Consider the following 18,296-nt stretch of genomic DNA (forward strand, 5'->3'; position numbering starts at 1 on the left):
GGGGTGGCGTGGACAGTGGTGGTGGGGATTGGCCAGGATGGGGGTGATGCACATCATTGATGTTCCGCGCCCGGCACGCGCTTTGTCTGCTTTGTCTGCTCTGGCGGTGGGTGATGCCTTCGGTTCGCAGTTCTTCGTCCCTGACAACCGGTGTTTTCTGAGGGAGCGGGAGTTGCCGCCGGGGTTGTGGCAGTGGACCGATGACACTGAGATGGCCGCGTCGGTGTACGCCGAGGTGGTGCGTGGCGGCGGGGTGGACCCTGACCGCTTGGCGGCCTCCTTCGCCAGCCGCCACGACTTCGACCGCGGGTACGGTCCGGCCACGGGGCGGTTGCTGCGCCTGGTACGTGAGGGCGGGGACTGGCGCGCGCTGGCCGCTGGCCTGTTCGATGGGGCGGGGTCCTTCGGTAACGGTGCGGCGATGCGGGTGGCCCCTTTGGGGGCCTGGTACGCCGAGGACCTGGAGGAGGCCGCGGAGCATGCGGCGGTGAGCGCGCGCATCACCCACACCCACCCTGAGGCCGTGGAGGGCGCGGTGGCGGTGGCGGTGGCCGCGGCGCTGGTGGCGCGGCGCGAGCCGATGGGGCCGGGCCCGTTCCTGGACCGGGTGGTTCGGCACCTGCCCGGTGGGCGCGTGCGTGAGGCGGTGTGTGATGCCCGGGCGTTGTTGGTCACCTCCAACGCGGTGGGTGTGGCCGCGGAGTTGGGCAACGGGTCCGCCGTCAGCGCGTTGGACACGGTGCCGTTCGCGTTGTGGGCGGCGGCCCGCCACGGTGGGAGTTTCGCTTCGGCGATGTGGTCCACGGCCTCCGTGGGCGGTGACATGGACACCACCTGCGCGATCGTGGCCGGGATCTTGGGGGCGGGACTGCCGGGCGGGCGGGTGGTCGCTGAGTGGGCCGGGCGTGTTGAGGCGTTGCCCGCTTGGGCCGTGGGTGAGCGGAGCGGGTGTTGAAGAGCGGGGGGAATGGTCCGTGCAGGTCGAGGTGTGGTCCGACATCGTCTGTCCGTGGTGCTACATCGGTAAGCGCCGTTTGGAGAGGGCTCTGGAGCAGTTCGCCCACACCGACGAGGTGCGGGTGCTCTGGCGCAGCTTCCAGCTCGACCCCTCCTTCCCCCGGGGCCGGAGCCAACCGGTCTATGACGCCTTGGCGCAGAAGATGGGTGCCACTCATGAACAGGTGCGCTCGATGACCGAACAGGTCACCCGGGTCGCCGCCCAGGAGGAGCTGGACTATGACTTCGCGGGCGGGGTCATGGTCAACACCTTCGACCTGCACCGTCTTGTCCATCTGGCCGGCGAGTACGGTCTGGCCGGGCAGGCGCACGAGTGTTTCCTGCACGCCCAGCTGGTGGAGGGCCAGGACCTGAGCGAGGCCGGGACCCTGGTGCGTGTGTGCGCCGAGGTCGGGCTGGGGGCCCGGCAGGTCCGTCGTGTGCTGCGGGGACAGGACTACGCCCAGGATGTGGGCGAGGACATCGCCACCGCCCAGCGGCTGGGTGCGACCGGTGTGCCCTTCTTCGTTTTGGACCGTTCCTTGAGTGTCTCGGGCGCCCAGCCGGTGGAGGTGTTGGTGTCCGCCCTGGACCAGGCCCACCAGGCCGGGCGCGGCTGAGGGCGGGTGCCGCGGGTGGGGTGTGGCCGTTGCGGGACGCGGTCTGGCTCCCCCGCCCGGGGGATGCCGCTCCCGCCCGGTGGTGAGGTGTGGCGGGGCGGCGTTCGACAGGGTCGGGGGTGTTGCGTCCGCCCCGTTGGAGGAGTCAGGCCATGTCCCCCTCACCACCTGTCAGCGTGTTTGGAACCCGTCACGCACCCGACACGATCGTGCCCTGGACGGTTCTGGCCTGGTCGGCCGTGGCCTTGGGGTTGGGGTCGGGGTGGCTGAGCGGGGTGGTTCCCACGGGCGTGTCCGAGCAGACCGGGTTCGGTTCGCTCCTGGCCTCCCCCGACCCGGTGGCTTCGGCGGTGGTGACGCTGGTGATGGGGGCGGTGGGCGCGGTGTGCGCTGTGCTCATGCTGCGCCCGCACGGGGCCGGGGGTGTCCTGGCCGAGGCGGGCGCCTGGGCCCTGTCCGGTGCGGCACTGCTGGTCTTCGTCAACGGGCAGCTGCTGGCCTGGCTGGGTTATACCATGATCTTGCCGGTGGCGGCCTGGTTGGTGCCCGGCCTGGCCCGGGACTGGGTGGAGGCCACCTTCACCCCCGCCCATCTGAGTACTTTGTTCTTCACCCTGGGGGTGGTGGTGTGGGCGGTGGCGGCGCTCACCCACCGCCGTGCGGTGCGCTGCGCCTGTGGACGGTGCGGGCGCGGGCCGCGGTGGAGCCCCGGCGTTGAGCGCGCTGTTCGGGTGCGGATGCTGCGCCTGGGCCGGGCCGCGGTGGCCCTGGCCTGCGTGTTCGCCCTGCTCTACCCGGCGCTGCGCCTGCCGTGGGTCTTCGGTGTGCGGGTGGGGATCAGTGAGCAGCAGTTCGAGGCCATGGCCGCTACGGAGGGCACCGTCACGATCGGTGTCGGCCTGGGCGCGGCCGGTCTGGTCGGGGCGGTGCTGATGCTGGGGCTCCTCCAGCGCTGGGGTGTGCGCTTTCCGTGGTGGATGGCGGGCCTGAGGGGCCGCCGGGTTCCGGTGGGGTTGGCGGTGGTGCCCGCGATGCTGGTGGCGGTGGCGCTGGTCGCGATGGGGCGCAGCATCGTGGTCGAGCTGTTTCGGCAGGAGAGGCGCTCGCTGTTGACGGCGGAGCTGCTGCACACGGTGGTGTTCGCGTCCATGACGGTGTGGGGTGTGGCTCTGGGGGTGGCCACCGTCGCCTACGCGGTGCGCCGCCGGGCCGAGTGCTCGGTGTGCGGGCGCGGGCTGCCCGAGGCCGCTCCCGGTGACATCCGCACGGTGGTGTGAGCCCGTGGGTGCTTTCTGTGGTCTCTCCCCCCGTGTATCGGGGCCGTGTCCGGTGCCTTCTGTGAGGGCCCGGCGGGCGCCTCCTGTGGGGCCGGGGCCCGCCGGGGCGGACGTTTTTTCCGTGTGGAGTATGGAAAGACGGGTATCGGCTGGTCAGAGACGGGGCCGGGACTGTTTCGGTCCTTGTCCGACCGTGCGACGATGGGGCTTGTGGCCCAGAGGCGATGATGCGGCGGGTAGGAACACCTACCGTGCCAGAATCCGGGGTGCTGCCATGCCGGTGCAACACGCGTCCAACGAGTTGATGACCTCCCTGGTGCGGGCCGGGCACCTGGCCACCTTCGAGGAGCTGCCCTCGCTGATCGCCAAGAAGGCCGAGGGGGCCGGGCTCTCCCAGGCCCGCGCCTACCTGGCCGACCACCAGCAGCTGGTCCTGCGCGAGTTCACCGGTGGTGGGATCGACGCCCACCAGGGCGGTGAGGACCTGTATGTGGACAGCTCCCAGGCCGGACAGGCCTATGTGACGGGTGTGCCCGTGAGTGTGAAGGGTGAGCAGCGCTACTGGGTGCCCATCCTGGAGGGCGCCGAACGCCTGGGCGTGTTACACGTGAGCTATGCGGGCGACCCGGACCGTTCCTCGATGCGGGACCTGGCCTCGATGGTGGGTTTGCTGATCATCGCCAAGCGCGTCAACAGCGACGCCTACGCGCGGCTGGTACGGGTCAACCCCATGTCGGTCTCGGCGGAGATGCAGTGGACGCTCATGCCGCCGGGTACCTTCGCCGACTCGCGGGTGACGATCTCGGCCGCCACCGAACCGGCCTATGACAACGCCGGGGACGCCTTCGACTACGCCGTGTCCGGGGAGACCGCCCACCTGGCGATGTTCGACGCGATGGGGCACGACACCGCCGCAGGCCTGATCGCCAACCTGGCGGTGGGGGCCCTGCGTAACCAGCGCCGCAAAGGCACCGCGCTGGCCGACATGTGCCCGCAGGTGGAGAAGCTGCTGACCGAGGAGTTCGTGCGTACCCGTTTCGCCACCGCGGTCCTGGCCGAGTTGAACATGGAAACCGGTGAGCTGGACTGGGTCAACTGCGGCCACCTGCCGCCGGTCCTGATTCGGGGCGGCAAGGTCAGCAGCCTGGAGTGTGAGCCCTCCCACCCGCTGGGGATGGACCTGGGGCTGCCGGTGACGGTGTGCCATGAGCAGCTCGAGCCCGGCGACCGGTTGTTGTTGTACACCGACGGCATCATCGAGGCCCGCGATTCCCAGGGCCAGGAGTTCGGTGTGGACCGGTTCGTGGACTTCGTCATCCGGCACCAGGCCGCCAACATGCCGGTCCCCGAGACGCTGCGCCGCCTGGTCCAGGGGGTCTTGGAGTACCACCACGGCCAGTTCGGCGATGACGCCACCGTGCTCTTCTGTGAGTGGCACGGCTGAGTCCCGCTGGTAGCCGGGTGGGCGCCAAGGGCAGCGGCCCAGGGGCCGCCGTGCGGGCGTAGAATCCGGCCAGGCGCGCAGACAACAACAGAGTCGGGGTGCGGCGTGGCGGAGATGGTGCACGTGGTCGTTCCGGTGTTCGCCGTGGTGGTGACCGGGCTGTTCGCCGGGCTGTTCTTCGCGTTCTCCATATCGGTGATGCCCGGTCTGGGCAGGTCCGGGGACCGGGCGATGATCGAGGCGATGCAGGGCATCAACGTGGCCATCCTCAACCCGTACTTCGCCGTGGTCTTCATCGGCGCTCCAGCGGCGGTGCTGGCCTGCCTGGTGCTGTACGCCAGTGTCGGGGCCGCGGCCGCGGCGGGGTGGTCCGGTGCGGCGCTGGCCTGTCTGGCCGCGGCGCTGTTGATCACCTTCGCCGTCAACGTGCCGCGCAACAACGCCCTGGACCGGGCGGGTCCGGCCGAGCGGATCGCGGACCCGGCGAAGGTGCGCGGTGCCTTCGAGGGGGTGTGGGTGCGCTGGAACCATCTGCGCACACTGTTCTCCCTGGTCGCGCTGGCCTGCGCGGTGGTAGCCCTGACGGTGCGCTGAGCGGGGCACGCACCTTCCGCAGGCGTGCGCGCACGGCCTAGTTGACCGGGGAGCCGGTTTGGCCCTGCATACCCGACAGCAGCGCCTGGACGTCGCGTACGCATCCGCCGCAGCCGGTGGTGGCGCGTGTCTGTTCGGCGATGGCCTCGCGGGTGCGGGCCCCGTCCAGCCAGGCCTGTTCGATGTCGGTGCGGCTGACCGCGTTGCACCGGCACACCAGCGCCTGGGTCCCCTCCTGGGTCTGCTGGTCGGTGGTGGCGGTGGGCAGCCCCTGGAGTAGGGCGAGCCGGTCGGCGGGTGCGGGGGCTCCGGTCTCGTAGAGCTGGGACAGGGTGGCCGCGGCCTCGGGGAAGCCCAGCAGTACCGCGCCCACCACCTTCTCCTGGCGCACCGAGAGTTTGGCGTAGCGGCCGCCGTAGGGGTCGCTGATGGTCACCGTTTCCAGGCCCTCGGCGTCATCGTCTTCGTGGACCTGCCCGAACGCGGTCAGTTCGATGCCCTCGGCCTTGAGGCGGGTCAGGGGCCTGGCTCCGGTGTAGAGGGCGTTCGGTGCGGTTCCGGTCAGGCGCTTGGCCAGCGTCGTGGCCTGCTCCCAGCCGGGTTGGATGAGCCCGGCGCCGCCTCCGGGGTGCTGGGCGCAGTCGCCGATGGCGTGCACGCGCGCGTTGGAGGTGGCCAGGCGGTCGTCCACGACGACGCCGTGCTCGACCTCGATCCCGGCGTCCTTGGCCAGTTCGGTGTTGCCGCGCACCCCGGCGGTGACCACCAGGGCGTCGCCGGGCAGTACGCGGCCGTCGTCCAGTTCCAGGCCGGTGCCGGGGATCCAGCGGGAGGCCACCCGCCAGGAGTGCACGGTCACGCCCAGGGCGGCGTAGCGCTCGGCGAGGACGCGTGCGGCCGGCTGGTCGATCTGGCGGCGCATGATCCAGGGTGAGGATTCCACCACCGAGACCCGTATGCCTCGGCCCGCCAGGCCGCGTGCGGCTTCCAGGCCCAGGATGCCGCCGCCGAGTACGACCACGGGGGCGCCCGGGCGGGCCAGTGCGAGGAGGCGTTGGCAGTCGGCCAGGTCGCGTAGGGCGGTCACCCCCTCCCCCGGGGTGCCGTCCTGGTTGGCCACGCCGGTGATCGGGGGGAAGGAGGCGCGTGCGCCTGTGGCCATGACCAGTTCGTCGTAGGGCAGGTGGGTGCCGTCGTCGAGGGTGAGGGTGCGTTCCTCGGTGTTCAGGGCGGTGGCGGTGGTGCCGGTGCGCACGGTCACGCCCGGGGTGTGGGGGACGGGCAGGCGGATCTGGTCGGGGGTGTAGTCCCCGGCGACCACGCCTGAGAGCAGGACCCGGTTGTAGGCGGGGTGGTCTTCGGTGCCGACCACGGTGGTGTGGGTGCGCTCTCCGGCCGGGTCCAGGCGGGCGGCCTCCTCGGCGAAGCGTGCGCCGACCATCCCGTTGCCGACGACCACGATCTGACGCGGGGACGCGCCCTGCACGGTGCTCAACTGCTGCCTCCTGGTGTGGGTGTGTGCGTTCCCGGGCGGCGTCGGCCGGGGGGGTCGTGAAATCCGGTGTGGGCGGGTCAGGGGCGGGGTGTGGTGGGTTCACGTTCCAGGCGCACGGCGCTGACCTTGAACTCGGGCATGCGGCTGGTGGGGTCCAGGGCCGGGTGGGTGATGTTGTTGGCGGCTTGGGCCCCGGCGAAGTGGAAGGGCAGGAACACGGTGTCCAGGCGTGCGGTGGAGGTCAGGCGTACCCGGGCGCGGGTGTGGCCGCGCCGGGAGGTGAGGCGGGCCCAGTCCCCGGAGGCCAGTCCGGCGCGGGCGGCGGTGTCGGGGTGTACCTCCACGTAGGCCTCGGGTTCGGCCTGGTCCAGTTCGGTGACGCGGCGGGTCTGGGCGCCGGACTGGTAGTGGCCCATGGTGCGTCCGGTGGTCGCGATGAGGGGGTAGTCGGTGTCGGTGGTCTCGGCCGGGGGCTGGTGGATGACCGGTATGAAGCGGGCGCGGCCGTCGGTGTGGGCGAAGGAGTCCAGGAACAGGCGGGGTGTGGACTCTCCTTGTGCGCGCACGGGCCAGTGCAGGGCTTCGCCGCTCTCCAGGCGTTCGGGGGTGATGCCGGAGTAGTCCGAGGCTCCTCCGGCTGAGGCGCGGCCCAGTTCTTGCAGGACGGTGTCGGGGTCGGTGGGGAACCGGTCGGCGGGCTGTCCGAGCCGGGTGGCCAGGCCGGAGAGGACCTCCAGGTCGGTGCGTACGCCCTGGGGCGGGGCGGTGGCCTGGGTGCGGCGCAGGACGCGTCCTTCCAGGTTGGTCATGGTGCCTGATTCCTCGGCCCACTGGGCCACGGGCAGGACCACGTCGGCCATGGCGGCGGTCTCGGAGAGTACGAAGTCGGCGGCCACCAGCAGGTCCAGGGAGGCCAGGCGCTCGCGGACGCGTCCGGTCTGGGGTGCGGAGACCACCGGGTTGGAGCCGAACAGCAGGAGGGCGCGCGGGCCCTGGTCGGTGCCCAGGGCGTCGATGAGTTCGGAGGCTGAGCGGCCCGGGCCGGGCAGGATGTGGGGGTTCACGCCCCAGATCCCGGCCACGTGGGTGCGGGCGGCGGGGTCGGTGATCTTGCGGTATCCGGGTAGCTGGTCGGCTTTTTGGCCGTGTTCGCGTCCGCCTTGGCCGTTGCCCTGGCCGGTGATGCACCCGTAGCCCGAGCCTTGGCGGCCGGGTAGTCCCAGGGCCAGGGCCAGGTTGATCCACGCGGAGACGGTGTCGGTGCCCTTGGTGTGCTGTTCGGTGCCGCGGCCGGTCAGGATGTAGGCCGAGCGGTTGTGGGCGGCCTGTCCCAGCAGGTCGGCGGCGGCGCGGATGTGGGCGGCGGGAACGCCGGTGACCTGTTCGGTGCGTTCGGGCCACCAGGCGGCGGCGTGTTCCCAGGTGGTTGCGAAGCCGTTGGTGCGGTCGTGGATGAAGTCCTGGTCGCACCAGCCCTGGACGCATGCGGCGTGTAGCAGGCCCAGGGCCAGGGCCAGGTCGGTGCCGGGGCGGGGCGCGAGGTGGATGCCGCCGTCTGCCAGGGCGGTTTGGGCGGTGGCGGAGCGGCGTGGGTCGATGACGATCAGGGTGGGCGCGGACAGGTGGCCCATCATCGGTGGCATGGTTTCGGCCGGGTTGGCTCCGGCCAGCAGGACGGCCTCGGCGGAGCCGACGTCGGTGAGCGGGAAGGGCATGCCCCGGTCCAGGCCGAAGGCGCGCATGCCCCCGGCCGCCGCTGAGGACATGCAGAAGCGGCCGTTGTAGTCGATCTGGGAGGTGGCCAGGGCCAGGCGGGCGAACTTGCCCAGGGTGTAGGACTTCTCGTTGGTCAGGCTGCCGCTGCCGAAGACCGAGACGGTGTCGGGGCCGGATTCGGCGCGCAGGGCGAGCAGGCGTTCGGCGATGTGGTCCAGGGCGGTGTCCCAGTCGGTCTCCACCAGTTCCGAGGCGCGGTCCTTGCGTATCAGGGGGCGGGTGAGGCGGTCTGGGACGGTCAGGAGTTCGGCGGAGGTCCATCCCTTGCGGCACAGTCCACCGCGGTTGGTGGGGAAGTCGGCGGGGCGGGCGGCCAGGCGTCCGTCGGGGCCGGGTTCCAGGTGCATGGCGCATTGCAGGGCGCAGTAGGGGCAGTGGGTGGCGGTCATCGTGTGGTGGTCTCCACGCGGTCGGTGGCGGGTGCGGCGGGGCGGCGCAGGTAGATGGTCCAGGTGAGTGCTGCGCAGACCAGGTAGAAGGTGCCGAAGGCGATGAAGCCGGGGGCCGCGGACTCGGTGAGGCGGAAGGACTCGCGAAAGACCAGGTTGATGCCGACGCCGCCCAGGGCTCCCATGGCGCCGATCAGTCCGAGCATGGAGCTGGCGATGCGCTTGTTGTAGGAGTGGGCCTGCTGGGGCGGGGTGCCTTGGGAGATGGCGTTTTGGGCCTTGGCGGCGTAGATGGAGGGGATCATCTTGTAGGTGGAGCCGTTGCCGATGCCGGTGAGGACGAACACGATGCCGAACGCGGTGACGAACAGGGGGAGGGCGTCCAGGTTGATGGCCGCCACGACCACGCCTGTTCCGGCGACCATGGCCAGGAAGTTCCACAGGGTGACCCGGGCGCCGCCGATACGGTCGGCGAGTTTGCCGCCGAGGGGGCGGATGAGGGAGCCGATGGCCGGGCCGAGGAAGGTGAGGGAGGCTGCTTGGAGGGGGTCCAGGCCGAACTGGTTCTGTAGCAGCAGCCCGAAGGCGAATCCGAAGCCGATGAAGGATCCGAACGTGCCGACGTAGAGGCAGGACATGATCCAGAAGTGGCGGTCCTTGGTCGCGGCGAGCTGGGCGGATACGTCGGTGCGGGCGCTGGAGAGGTTGTTCATGTGCCGTACCGCCACCCAGATGGCCAGGAGCAGGAAGGGCACGTAGACCAGTGGTACGAGGTATCCGGCCTGGACGGTGAACAGGGCGATGATGCCAAGGCCCACCAGCTGGACGGTGGCCACGCCGATGTTGCCGCCGCCGGCGTTCATGCCCAGGGCCCATCCCTTCTCCTTCTCGGGGAAGTAGAAGTTGATGTTGGCCATGGAGGAGGAGAAGTTGCCGCCGCCGAATCCGGCGGTGGCGCCCAGGAGCACGAACAGCCAGTAGGGCGTGTCGGGGTTTTGGATGAGGTGGACGGCCAGGACCGTGGGCAGGAGCAGCAGGGTGGCGGAGATGATCGTCCAGTTGCGGCCGCCGAAGATCGGTACGGCCAGGGTGTAGGGGACCCGTAGGACCGCGCCGACCAGGGAGACGACGGAGACCAGGAGGAACTTCTGCTCCGCGGACCAGTCGAAGCCGGTGGCCGGGGTCATGAACAGCACCAGGACCGACCACAGGCTCCATACCGAGAAGCCGATGTGCTCGGAGAGGATCGAGGACCACAGGTTGCGGTGGGCGACGGTGCGTCCTCCGTTGTTCCAGAACTCCTCGTCCTCGGGGTGCCAACGGGAGATCCAGCTTTTACCGGTGCGCGGTGCGCGTTGGCCAGTCTCGGGGGTCACGGCCGTGCCTTCCTGATCGACGGCTGCTGATGAAACCGAAGGTAGGAAGGCCGCGTTGCCTGGAGGTGTCCGGTCGTAACGCATGGGAAACAGTCGGCTCACCCGGGGCGGGTGGTCTCGGTGAGAAGCTCCGTCGTGCCTGGTGGGAGGGGGGCAGGCGCGAGAGGGTGTGGTGAGTACCACCCGGGCGGCTACTCCCCCTTCTTGTTGGTGCTTCTGTCCGCGGTCGGGTCGGGTGCGTGGTTGGGGCCGCCCCCCGTGGACAGGTCGCCCGTCGGGGTGCTAGAGGCGGTGCTCAGGCAGGTTCCCGGTGCCGGGACCGGTATGAGGTTATTGCCCTTCTCGTGCATGTGTCATCTTCGCTGGGTGCCAGCGGCTTGCTCCAGGGGTGGGGCCGTGTTCTTGCGTGCGCTGTCGTAGATGATCTGGCTGCGGAAGCCGGCGACTTCACGGCGCTGGGTGAGCCGGTCGATGAGGAAGCTGTGCGGCGCGTCCAGGGAGGGCACGGATACGTGTACCAGGAAGTCCTGCTCCCCCGCCACGACGTAGACCGCCATCACCTGGGGCAGGGCGAACATCGCGGCTTTGAAGCCCTCGACGGCCTGGCGGCTGGGTGGGCGCAGCTGCACCGAGACGAACGCCTCCACCCGTCGGTTGAGCGCGGCCGGGTCGATGTCGGCGTGGTATCCGCGGATGACTCCGCGCTGGTGCAGCAGGCGCACGCGCTCCAGGCAGGTGGAGGGTGCCACGCCGAGTTTGCGGGCCAGGGCGCGGTTGGTCTGGCGGGCGTCCTGTTGGAGTTCGCGCACGATCACCGAATCAAGTTCGTCCATGGCTTCAACATTAGAGCTCCTGGCGAATAGTGTTCGGCTCTATCGCCGGAGCAGTGTTCCCCTGCCTAGGTTCTGAACCGTTCACACGCCATATGAACGGGGAAGTCATGGGAATGTCCACCAAGCTTGTCGTCGTCCTGCGTCAGGGCCTGGAGCCCGCGCTCGCCGCCAACGCCGGGGCGGTGCTCGGGCTGGCGTTGGGAGGGCGGTTGGAGAACTCGCTGGCCGCCGACGGCAAGGACGCGGGCGGCGGGGTGCACGCCGGGATCAACCCGCACCCGGTGCCCACCCTGGTGGCCTCCGGAGAGCAGCTGCGCCGGGTCAAGGCCGAAGCTCAGGAGCGGGGGCTGACGGTGGTGGGCTTCACCGAGGCGGCCCGCCGCTCACGCGACTACGTGCAGTACCTGGACGTGCTCGCGGCCACCGAACCGCGGGACGTGGAGTATGTGGGGGTGGCCGTGTTCGGGGTGCGCAACGCCGTCAACAGGATCACCGGGAGGATGGAGCTGATGCGCTGAGAGGTGCTCAGGCGCCCCCGGTCAGGGCCTGTACCTCCTGGTAGGAGGCGACGGTGCGCAGCTGTGGGGCGGTGAGGCGGTTGAGGCGGGCCTTGAGGGCCCGTGCCCGTGTCCCCGTGGGCAGCCAGCCCTGGTGGATGTGGGGCAGTGCCAGTTCCCAGCCGCACACCGCCGTGGCCGGGTACCGGTACCACTGGCGTACCACCACCGTGCCCACGCGTAGTGCGTGCTCGTTGCCCGGGGGCAGACCCGCCCGGTCGGGTTCGCGGGCCAGGTACCGGTGCCCGTCGGCCAGGTCGCAAGGGGCGCAGCCGCGCTCTCCTGAGCCCAGCGCCCGTTCGCACCCGGGGCACACCAGCAGGCCCATGGCCGCCTCCACCGCCCGCCAGGGGAACTGTCCGGGGTCGGACACGACCAGTTCGGCCAGGTCGTGTTCCTGGGAGTCGGCCGGCTCGGTGTCCCACCGCGTGCACGTGTGGACCCAGGCGTGTGCGGTCTCGGCGGCGATGGCGGCCATGGTCTGGGTCAGTTCCTGGCTGCGCCAGTGCCTGCGGGCGGGTGCCATAACCCAGCACGGTAATCCGGCGCTCCCGGGCCGCGCGAGGGGTTTTCCGGTCGCGCGGCCCCGGAGCGGGGCGCCGGTGTGGCGGACGCGGCGTCAGGGAGTCCCATGAAGCCGCGCTCGTGCAGCGTGGCAGGCCCAGGTGCGGGCGGGGCCGCCGAATTCGACGCCCACCTCCCACACTGGTTCGGCAACGCCGGCTTCCAGCCCGTCGAGTTCCTGAGGATCCTCGGCCCCAGGGTGAAAGACTCCACACCAGGTCCCGTTACCACGCCCCTGGCCTTCGATCATGACGAGAAAGCCTCAGTCCATGAGGCGGTCGAAAATCGATCGGACATCCGCGTCCGAATAGTCGGAGTCGTATTCGTCTGGCACGACATCGAAGGAGGAGTAGGAGCTGTATTCGAGTACCTCGGGACACGGGTCGCCGATCTCCTCGCTGTAGTCCTCCACCAGCTCGCCGGTACTCAGCTCGTACGCCTTGACGGTGAACTCGGTGGAGTAGAAGTCGACCTTCGCGAACGCCCCGTGCAGCGGCACCAGTTGGCCCGCACCCGGATCGTAGTAACAGGTCTGCTGGTGACTGCCTCGTTCGGGGCCTTCGACGCAGACCACCAGGACCGTTTGGTCGGCGGTCTCGGCCCGCCAGGAGTCCGGGAAGCCGTACTCGTCGGGGTCCATCCCGACCATCCGCATCGCGTGCGGACCCCCGCCCTCGTAAGCCGGTGCGCCAGGATAGGCAGCCGGATACTGGCAGTATCCTCCGTCGGAGAGCAGGCCCTCGGCGGCTTCTGCCGCCAGTGCGTGTTCGGGATAAGCCGCCAGGAACTCCTGGTAGGCCGCGTTCCCCGCGTCGACGCTGGTCGTACTGAGGTCATCCGCGCAGCCGAATATCCGTACCGGTACCTGATCGGCCTCCGGTGCTATCGGTTCGGTCAGCTCCGGCGCCTCCCAGGTCTGCGCGAACAGCCAGGCGTCGATCTCCTTGGCGTTGCAGGGTGGAGCTTCGGCCAGATCGGCGAGGAACGACTCCACGGTCGTTCTCACACGCTCGCTCTGGCCAGGCGTGCTCTGGAGCGTCACGGACAGCTGCGCGAAGGCGTCCTCCAGCGGGGCCAGGTCCAGCTCGTCGCCTTCCAGAACCTCATCGCCGCTCTCCACGACACCTTCGAGCAGAAACTCGGCGCGCTCTGGACCGGCGCCGTCCCAGAGGGCACCGGGGTGGTCCAGGTACGCTCCGAGCCTCTCGGCCGTCAGGGACGGGCTCAGTGTGTCGAGGGCGGTGAGCAGCAGCTCGCAGGCCTCGCGCTCCTCTTCGCCTCGCGAGGTCACCGAGCCGTAGACGACGCCGTGGGCCGCGCCGAGCCACCGCGACGAGGCCACCGCGCGATCGCAGTCACCGTCGGCGTGCGCGGCCTCGGCGTCGCGCACGATCGTCCAGGCGTCGAAGCGGACCCAGGCGAGCAGGACGGATATCAGGCAGGCGGCGATGAGCGCGCGCTTGCGCCACACCGGCTTCCCCGCACCGCGGAGGACGGGGTGCTTCTGGGGCGCCAACCGCCAGGTATGGAGGACCAGGGCCGTCCACCAGACCGGAAGCAGCAACCTCCACACCAGAACGTAGGGGTAGACGGCGATGAGCGACAGCAGGCTGACTGATCCGATCAGCGACGCGATCGCCAGGCCCGGCCGGCGCATCAGCACGTAGCCGATGCCGAGCAGGGTGGCGTTGCCGATTACCACGCAGATCCGGTCGGGCGCGTGCTCCGTCGAAGGTTTGGCCTGTGGCGTGGGCGGGGGGTCTTTGGGTGCCAACGTGAGCTCCGCTCGTGTTGAGGGGGTGACCGTCGAGATGACCGTGCCAGCGGGGCTTGGGGGTGGTGATCCGGGTCTGTCCGTGCGACTCGGTCAGGTCGTCTCGGCTCAGGACCGGGTCGAGTGCCACGACGACGTCCTTGATGAGCCCGTCGATTCTTGCTGGCGGTGGTTTTTCACGGGTACGGTACTCGCTCAGTCAGCCAAGGGAGAGATCGACCTGTTCGGGGCTGGTCCTGGCGCATGAGGGCGGGCTCCCCGACCGTGGCGGTCGGGGTCGGGCAGCGCACGTGATCGCGGACAGGAGTCGTGTTGCTGACAGGTTCGCCTGGTCTGTGCCCTCTTTGCGGCCCGCCGTGGTTTCGGGAGTACGGGGCCGTCACGGATGCCGCATCCGCGACCCTGGTCGCGATCTCGTCCGCCAGCGCCCGGCGGCGACGGCCACGCCGGGCGCCGTGCCGTGCGGCGCGGAGGGCCCGGCGGAACCTCGCCAGGCCCTTGCGCCACGTCAACGTGCCTCATGCCCGGGGCCCTTGCGAAGCCGACTGGCTGGCCGGCCAGGACGCGGGTGCCGCGGGGCCCAGTGTGAGCCGGTCCCAGGAACCGACGTCGCGTTGGAGCTGCCGGTCGTGGGTGGCGAGCACCACCGCCGCCTCGGTGGCGTCGAGCCCCTCGGTGAGCTCGTCGACGAGGGCGATCGAGAGGTGGTTCGTCGGCTCGTCGAGCAACGGCACGTGTGGGCGGGACGCCAGTGCCAGGGCGAGGTCGAGCCTGCGCTGTTGTCCCATGGACAGCTCACGCAACGGCTTGTCGGCGTCCGCGGACGAGAGCAGCCCCAGGGAGCTCAGGGAGACCGCTTGGTCCTTCCTGAGAACGCCCTTGCTGACGAGTCTGCCCAGGTGGGCGGCGAACACGTCGCGAGCGCGTCGCGCACCCGCCTGCGGTGACTCCTGCGTCAGCAACCGCACCCGGGCGGCGCCCACGGCGCGCACGCTGCCGCTGGTTGGTTCGATCCGTCCTATGAGTACCGACAGGAGTGTCGACTTACCCGCCCCGTTGCCCCCGGTGACCACCAGCCGTGAACCGGATTCGAGGGCGACCGTGACCGATTGGTCCAAACGTCCCGTGTGGCTTCGTCGGCCCTGAGCAGGGTTACTTTGGGCCTCGCCGACAGATCGGGCATCCGGAACCGCAGCGGGGGCGGTGGCATGGTGACCGCGTGTGCCTCCAGGTCATCGCGCCGACGGTGGACGGAACGGACGAGCCCGGGTGCGCGGGTCGCCCGCTGGTGTTTGCCGGTGCCCTTGTCCGGGCGCCAGCCGCTGACGAGTCGGTTCTGCGCCTCGGAGAGATCCTGGGTGAGGCGGGTGTGCTCGGCCTGCTGCTGCTCGTACTCGGCCGCCCAGCGTTCGCGCTCGGCACGCCGCCCCTCCTGGTAACCGGTGAATCCCCCACCGTGGACCCGGGGCCTGCCGTCACGGCTCGGGGCGAGGTCGAGCATCGTCGTGGCCACGTCCGAGAGCAGGGCTCGGTCGTGGCTGACGAGCACCACGCCGTTCCCGTGGCCCCGCAGCCGGTCGGTCAGGAGGTCGAGCCCGGCGGCGTCGAGGTGGTTCGTGGGCTCGTCCAGGAGGAGGGACTCGTGTGAGGCGCCCAGCAGGCAGGCCAGGCGGACGCGGTAGCAGACCGATCAGCGAAACGGACATGAAGTCAGATTTCGGCTGAGGTTGGAGGGAGTTCCCGCCGGACCCGAGGTCCTGGGCCGAGCGTTCCGGTCGAAGCCGTCGGGTCGCGGAAGGCGCGGCGCCGGGAACCTCGTCGTGGATCCGGGCCTCGCGGGGTAGGAGGCGCTCTCAGCTCCGGTCGGTGGCGTACAGGTACAGCAGCGCGTTCATCGAGGTGCCGCTCACCAGTGTGCGCGCTCGCACCAGTTCGGGGACCCGCTCCAGTGCCACCCACTCCACGCGTTCGGACTCCCAGGTGTCCTCTGGTTCGCCGATGCGCTCGGCCCGGTCGGCGAGGAACACGTGGTGTTCGCTGTCCATCAGCCCGCTGGAGGGCTGGGTGTACAGCAGCGGGCGCAGCGCTCCCGTGCGCCATCCGGTCTCCTCCCGCACCTCGCGTGCGGCCGCGTCCTGGGGGCTTTCCTGCGGGTGCACGCCGCCCATGGGGATTTCGTATCCCCAGGTGTCGGTGATGAACCGGTGGCGCCACAGCAGCAGCACGCGTCCCCGGCCGTCGCGCACCACGGCTCCGGCGCCGGGTGGGCGGCGGATGAGGCGGTGGTCGAACCGGTCTCCGTCGGGGAGTTCGACGTCGGCGGTCCGCACGTCGACCCACGGGTCGGCGTAGAGGGTCTTCTCGGAGTGCACGGTCCAGCGCACGGGCGGCTCCCGGGGTGGAAGGGGTCGGGGTCACAAGGTTGGCATGGCCTCGGCCTCTGGTGTGCCCGTTGCCGGGGCCGTGCGCCGGTGGCTCAGCCCCTGGACCCGCGGTGCCGTTGGTAATGGCGTGCGGCGCGGGCCCGGTTGCCGCAGTTCGTCGAGCACCACTCGCGCCGGGGGTGGTTCTTCGTGAAGTACAGGACGCATCCGGGGGCCAGGCAGGCGCGCAGGCGCAGCCGGTCGGGGTGCGCGAACAGGTCGACCGCCTCCTCGGCGAGGGCCGAGACCGTGGCTGCCGTGGCCTGCCCGTCGGTGCGGGTGCGGTGGGAGGGTGGTTCGCCGCTCCTCCAGGCCAGTGCCGACCACCGTGGTACGGCGGCGGCGATCCTGTTGACCTCGGTGACGGCGGTGGCCAGCTCGTGTACGGGGGAGGCCGCGGCCGTCCTGGGGTCGCCGGTGGCTTCGGCCGCGAGCCGTCGCAGGGCGTCGCGGAGTCTGGACAGGCGCTGTGCCAGGTGGCCGGTGTCCGCGGCGGTCAGGGTGTACGGGTCCTCCTCGGTCAGCAGGTCGGTACGCGGGGCGATGGCACACAGCCAGGCCTGGGTGGTGGTTGTCGCGCTGAGCGCGTCGTGGAGGCCGTCCCGGTCGGCCCAGATGGTGTTCATCAGTTCCACGGGCAGCGGTTCGTTCAGCAGGGGCGCGCGTGTCCGCATACCTCGGCACACCTCGTTTCTCACGCTTGCAACCTACTCCATCCGTTGACAGGGGGTGGCGGGCATGCAAGAGTTCTAATGCTTGTAATGGATTTCAAGCGTTATAAGGAGTGTGGGGGCGTTCATGAGGACCTCGCCCCGTTGCCTTCGTCGCCGTGAAGTGGACCGAGAACGCCACCCGAAAGGCCCGACCGTCATGTCCCAGACCCGCCCGCCGCTGCCGCCCTTCACCCTCGACACCGCCATCGCCAAGGTCCAGGCGGCCGAGGACGCCTGGAACACCCGCGACCCGCACCGTGTCAGCCTCGCCTATTCCGAGGACTCGGTGTGGCGCAACCGCGACGTGTTCCTCACCGGCCGTGCTCGGATCGTGGAGTTCCTGACCGCGAAGTGGCGGCGCGAACTCGACTACGTGCTGCGTAAGAGCCTGTGGAGCTTCCACGACAACCGCATCGCGGTCCGGTTCCAGTACGAATGGCACGACGCCGGCGGCCAGTGGTACCGCAGCTACGGCAACGAGCTGTGGGAGTTCGACGAAAACGGTCTGATGTGCCGCCGCGAGGCCAGCATCAACGACGTCACCATCGCCGAGGCCGAGCGCCGCTACTTCGGCCCCCGCCCGGACGGCGAACGCGTGCGGGGGCACGACATCGCGCTCCGGTGACCGCCACCGCGCCGTGCGTCAGTCCTGGCGTGCCTGTCGGCGTGCGGCGTTGGCGGCGAAGGCCTCGCGCAGGTAGGGGCTCAGCCCCTCGGCGTGGGTGTCGATGGTGGCGGTGAAGCGCTCGTCGTCCACGTACATCCGCCCCAGGCCCTGGTGGATCTGGGGAGTGCAGACGTAGAACCAGCGGCTGATGTGGGCGCGGTGCCGCTCGGCCAGGTCCATGGCCCTGGTGCCGTCGGCTGCGGCCCCCTCGGCCATGGCCCGGGCCAGGTCCTGGTAGATCTCCTCGCTCTCGGCGTTGACGCGCTCCCAGTCGTCCTTGGTGTAGGAGCTCACCCTGCGCTGGGACTGGGCGTAGGCCTCGGTGTGGCCCCAGCGCTGGCGGGCCTCCTCGCTGTGGGCGTCCACGTCGAAGTCGCCGAAGAGTTCGAGGCGTTCGGCGTGGCTCAGGTTCAGGTTCATGGACTCGGCCTCCATCACTCGTTCGAGTGCCTGTGCCATCCGGCGCAGGCGTTCGATGCGTTCGGTCACCAGTCGGTGCTGGCGGGCCCGGTGGGTGCGGGTGTGGGCGGTGGGGTCGTCAAGTAGCGCGGCGATCTGGTCCAGTCCGAAGCCCAGTTCGCGGTAGGTCAGGATCTGGCGGAGCCGTTCCAGGTCGTGGTCGCTGTAGCTGCGGTAGCCCGCCGGGGTACGCTCGGCCGGGACGAGCAGTCCGATCTGGTCGTAGTGGTGCAGGGTCCGCACGGTCTGTCCGCTCATCCGGGCGACCTCGCCGACGGTGTGTCCCATCTGTTCGGTGCTTCCTCACTGGTGGTGACGTGCGCGCGAAGTTAGGGCCTG

The 18,296-nt window shown here is 70.2% G+C and carries 16 protein-coding genes and 1 pseudogene; 7 read left to right on the top strand and 10 right to left on the bottom strand.

The annotated features are described in order from the left end of the window. Positions 1–46 precede the first annotated feature (46 nt). From AC0T5L_RS14270 to AC0T5L_RS14290, 5 genes are all read left to right on the top strand, one after another. A complete protein-coding gene (locus AC0T5L_RS14270) occupies positions 47–955 on the top strand; it encodes an ADP-ribosylglycohydrolase family protein (RefSeq protein WP_476165939.1) in 909 nt (302 codons plus the stop codon). A gap of 19 nt (positions 956–974) precedes the next feature. Further along, positions 975–1,616 (top strand): DsbA family oxidoreductase, encoded by a 642-nt coding sequence (locus tag AC0T5L_RS14275; RefSeq protein ID WP_476165940.1) that lies wholly within the window; start codon positions 975–977, stop codon positions 1,614–1,616. Between the two features lie 152 nt (positions 1,617–1,768). Next, positions 1,769–2,893 carry a hypothetical protein gene (locus AC0T5L_RS14280; RefSeq protein ID WP_476165941.1) on the top strand — a complete coding sequence of 375 codons (1,125 nt, stop codon included), beginning with the start codon at positions 1,769–1,771 and terminating at the stop codon, positions 2,891–2,893. Between the two features lie 274 nt (positions 2,894–3,167). Beyond that, the gene (locus AC0T5L_RS14285; protein ID WP_476165942.1) at positions 3,168–4,337 is read left to right on the top strand and encodes a PP2C family protein-serine/threonine phosphatase; all 1,170 of its coding nucleotides are present in this window, start codon (positions 3,168–3,170) and stop codon (positions 4,335–4,337) included. A gap of 105 nt (positions 4,338–4,442) precedes the next feature. After that, positions 4,443–4,931: an anthrone oxygenase family protein gene (locus AC0T5L_RS14290; protein ID WP_476165943.1), complete on the top strand. Its 489-nt coding sequence runs from the start codon at positions 4,443–4,445 to the stop codon at positions 4,929–4,931. A 37-nt stretch (positions 4,932–4,968) separates the two neighbouring features. Here the strand turns inward: AC0T5L_RS14290 and AC0T5L_RS14295 are convergent, their stop codons facing one another. From AC0T5L_RS14295 to AC0T5L_RS14310, 4 genes are all read right to left on the bottom strand, one after another. Continuing rightward, on the bottom strand, positions 4,969–6,426 hold the full coding sequence (locus AC0T5L_RS14295) for an FAD-dependent oxidoreductase (protein ID WP_476165944.1): 1,458 nt from the start codon (positions 6,424–6,426) through the stop codon (positions 4,969–4,971). A 77-nt stretch (positions 6,427–6,503) separates the two neighbouring features. Next, a complete protein-coding gene (locus AC0T5L_RS14300; RefSeq protein WP_476165945.1) occupies positions 6,504–8,591 on the bottom strand; it encodes a molybdopterin oxidoreductase family protein in 2,088 nt (695 codons plus the stop codon). Next, on the bottom strand, positions 8,588–9,967 hold the full coding sequence (locus AC0T5L_RS14305; protein ID WP_476165946.1) for an MFS transporter: 1,380 nt from the start codon (positions 9,965–9,967) through the stop codon (positions 8,588–8,590). Before AC0T5L_RS14305 ends, AC0T5L_RS14300 begins: the two co-directional genes overlap by 4 nt. Before the next feature lie 353 nt (positions 9,968–10,320). After that, on the bottom strand, positions 10,321–10,800 hold the full coding sequence (locus tag AC0T5L_RS14310; RefSeq protein WP_476165947.1) for an Lrp/AsnC family transcriptional regulator: 480 nt from the start codon (positions 10,798–10,800) through the stop codon (positions 10,321–10,323). Positions 10,801–10,907: 107 nt separating this feature from the next. Here AC0T5L_RS14310 and AC0T5L_RS14315 point away from each other — a divergent pair, with 107 nt between their 5' ends. Further along, entirely contained in the window at positions 10,908–11,318 is a 411-nt protein-coding gene (locus AC0T5L_RS14315; RefSeq protein WP_476165948.1) for a DUF2000 domain-containing protein, read from the top strand. A 7-nt stretch (positions 11,319–11,325) separates the two neighbouring features. On the opposite strand, the gene AC0T5L_RS14320 is transcribed toward AC0T5L_RS14315, so the two are convergent. From AC0T5L_RS14320 to AC0T5L_RS14340, 5 genes and pseudogenes are all read right to left on the bottom strand, one after another. Next, complete coding sequence (locus tag AC0T5L_RS14320; protein ID WP_476165949.1) at positions 11,326–11,883, bottom strand: hypothetical protein; 558 nt, start codon at positions 11,881–11,883, stop codon at positions 11,326–11,328. A 300-nt stretch (positions 11,884–12,183) separates the two neighbouring features. Beyond that, on the bottom strand, positions 12,184–13,695 hold the full coding sequence (locus AC0T5L_RS14325) for a hypothetical protein (RefSeq protein ID WP_476165950.1): 1,512 nt from the start codon (positions 13,693–13,695) through the stop codon (positions 12,184–12,186). Between the two features lie 518 nt (positions 13,696–14,213). Further along, positions 14,214–15,376 (bottom strand): annotated as a pseudogene (locus tag AC0T5L_RS14330) (ATP-binding cassette domain-containing protein); the annotation flags it as partial. 172 nt (positions 15,377–15,548) lie between these two features. Next, positions 15,549–16,079, bottom strand: a complete 531-nt coding sequence (locus AC0T5L_RS14335; RefSeq protein WP_476165951.1) for an NUDIX hydrolase — start codon at positions 16,077–16,079, stop codon at positions 15,549–15,551. A gap of 92 nt (positions 16,080–16,171) precedes the next feature. Next, positions 16,172–16,792, bottom strand: a complete 621-nt coding sequence (locus AC0T5L_RS14340; protein WP_476165952.1) for a CGNR zinc finger domain-containing protein — start codon at positions 16,790–16,792, stop codon at positions 16,172–16,174. Positions 16,793–16,988: 196 nt separating this feature from the next. On the opposite strand from AC0T5L_RS14340, the gene AC0T5L_RS14345 reads away from it, so the two are divergent. Further along, positions 16,989–17,456 carry a nuclear transport factor 2 family protein gene (locus tag AC0T5L_RS14345; protein ID WP_476165953.1) on the top strand — a complete coding sequence of 156 codons (468 nt, stop codon included), beginning with the start codon at positions 16,989–16,991 and terminating at the stop codon, positions 17,454–17,456. Between the two features lie 18 nt (positions 17,457–17,474). Here AC0T5L_RS14345 and AC0T5L_RS14350 read toward each other — a convergent pair whose 3' ends face one another. Continuing rightward, positions 17,475–18,245, bottom strand: a complete 771-nt coding sequence (locus AC0T5L_RS14350; RefSeq protein ID WP_476165954.1) for a MerR family transcriptional regulator — start codon at positions 18,243–18,245, stop codon at positions 17,475–17,477. Between the last annotated feature and the right edge of the window lie 51 nt (positions 18,246–18,296).

The sequence above is a fragment of the Nocardiopsis sp. TRM 82005 genome (assembly GCF_056312425.1).

Excerpts from the sequence above, each read along its gene's own strand:
- AC0T5L_RS14270 (WP_476165939.1), top strand. The coding sequence starts at position 47 with ATGCACATCATTGATGTTCCGCGCCCGGCACGCGCTTTGTCTGCTTTG.
- AC0T5L_RS14280 (WP_476165941.1), top strand. The coding sequence starts at position 1,769 with ATGTCCCCCTCACCACCTGTCAGCGTGTTTGGAACCCGTCACGCACCC.
- AC0T5L_RS14285 (WP_476165942.1), top strand. The coding sequence starts at position 3,168 with ATGCCGGTGCAACACGCGTCCAACGAGTTGATGACCTCCCTGGTGCGG.
- AC0T5L_RS14300 (WP_476165945.1), bottom strand. The coding sequence starts at position 8,591 with ATGACCGCCACCCACTGCCCCTACTGCGCCCTGCAATGCGCCATGCAC.
- AC0T5L_RS14310 (WP_476165947.1), bottom strand. The coding sequence starts at position 10,800 with ATGGACGAACTTGATTCGGTGATCGTGCGCGAACTCCAACAGGACGCC.
- AC0T5L_RS14315 (WP_476165948.1), top strand. The coding sequence starts at position 10,908 with ATGGGAATGTCCACCAAGCTTGTCGTCGTCCTGCGTCAGGGCCTGGAG.
- AC0T5L_RS14320 (WP_476165949.1), bottom strand. The coding sequence starts at position 11,883 with ATGGCACCCGCCCGCAGGCACTGGCGCAGCCAGGAACTGACCCAGACC.
- AC0T5L_RS14340 (WP_476165952.1), bottom strand. The coding sequence starts at position 16,792 with ATGCGGACACGCGCGCCCCTGCTGAACGAACCGCTGCCCGTGGAACTG.
- AC0T5L_RS14345 (WP_476165953.1), top strand. The coding sequence starts at position 16,989 with ATGTCCCAGACCCGCCCGCCGCTGCCGCCCTTCACCCTCGACACCGCC.
- AC0T5L_RS14350 (WP_476165954.1), bottom strand. The coding sequence starts at position 18,245 with ATGGGACACACCGTCGGCGAGGTCGCCCGGATGAGCGGACAGACCGTG.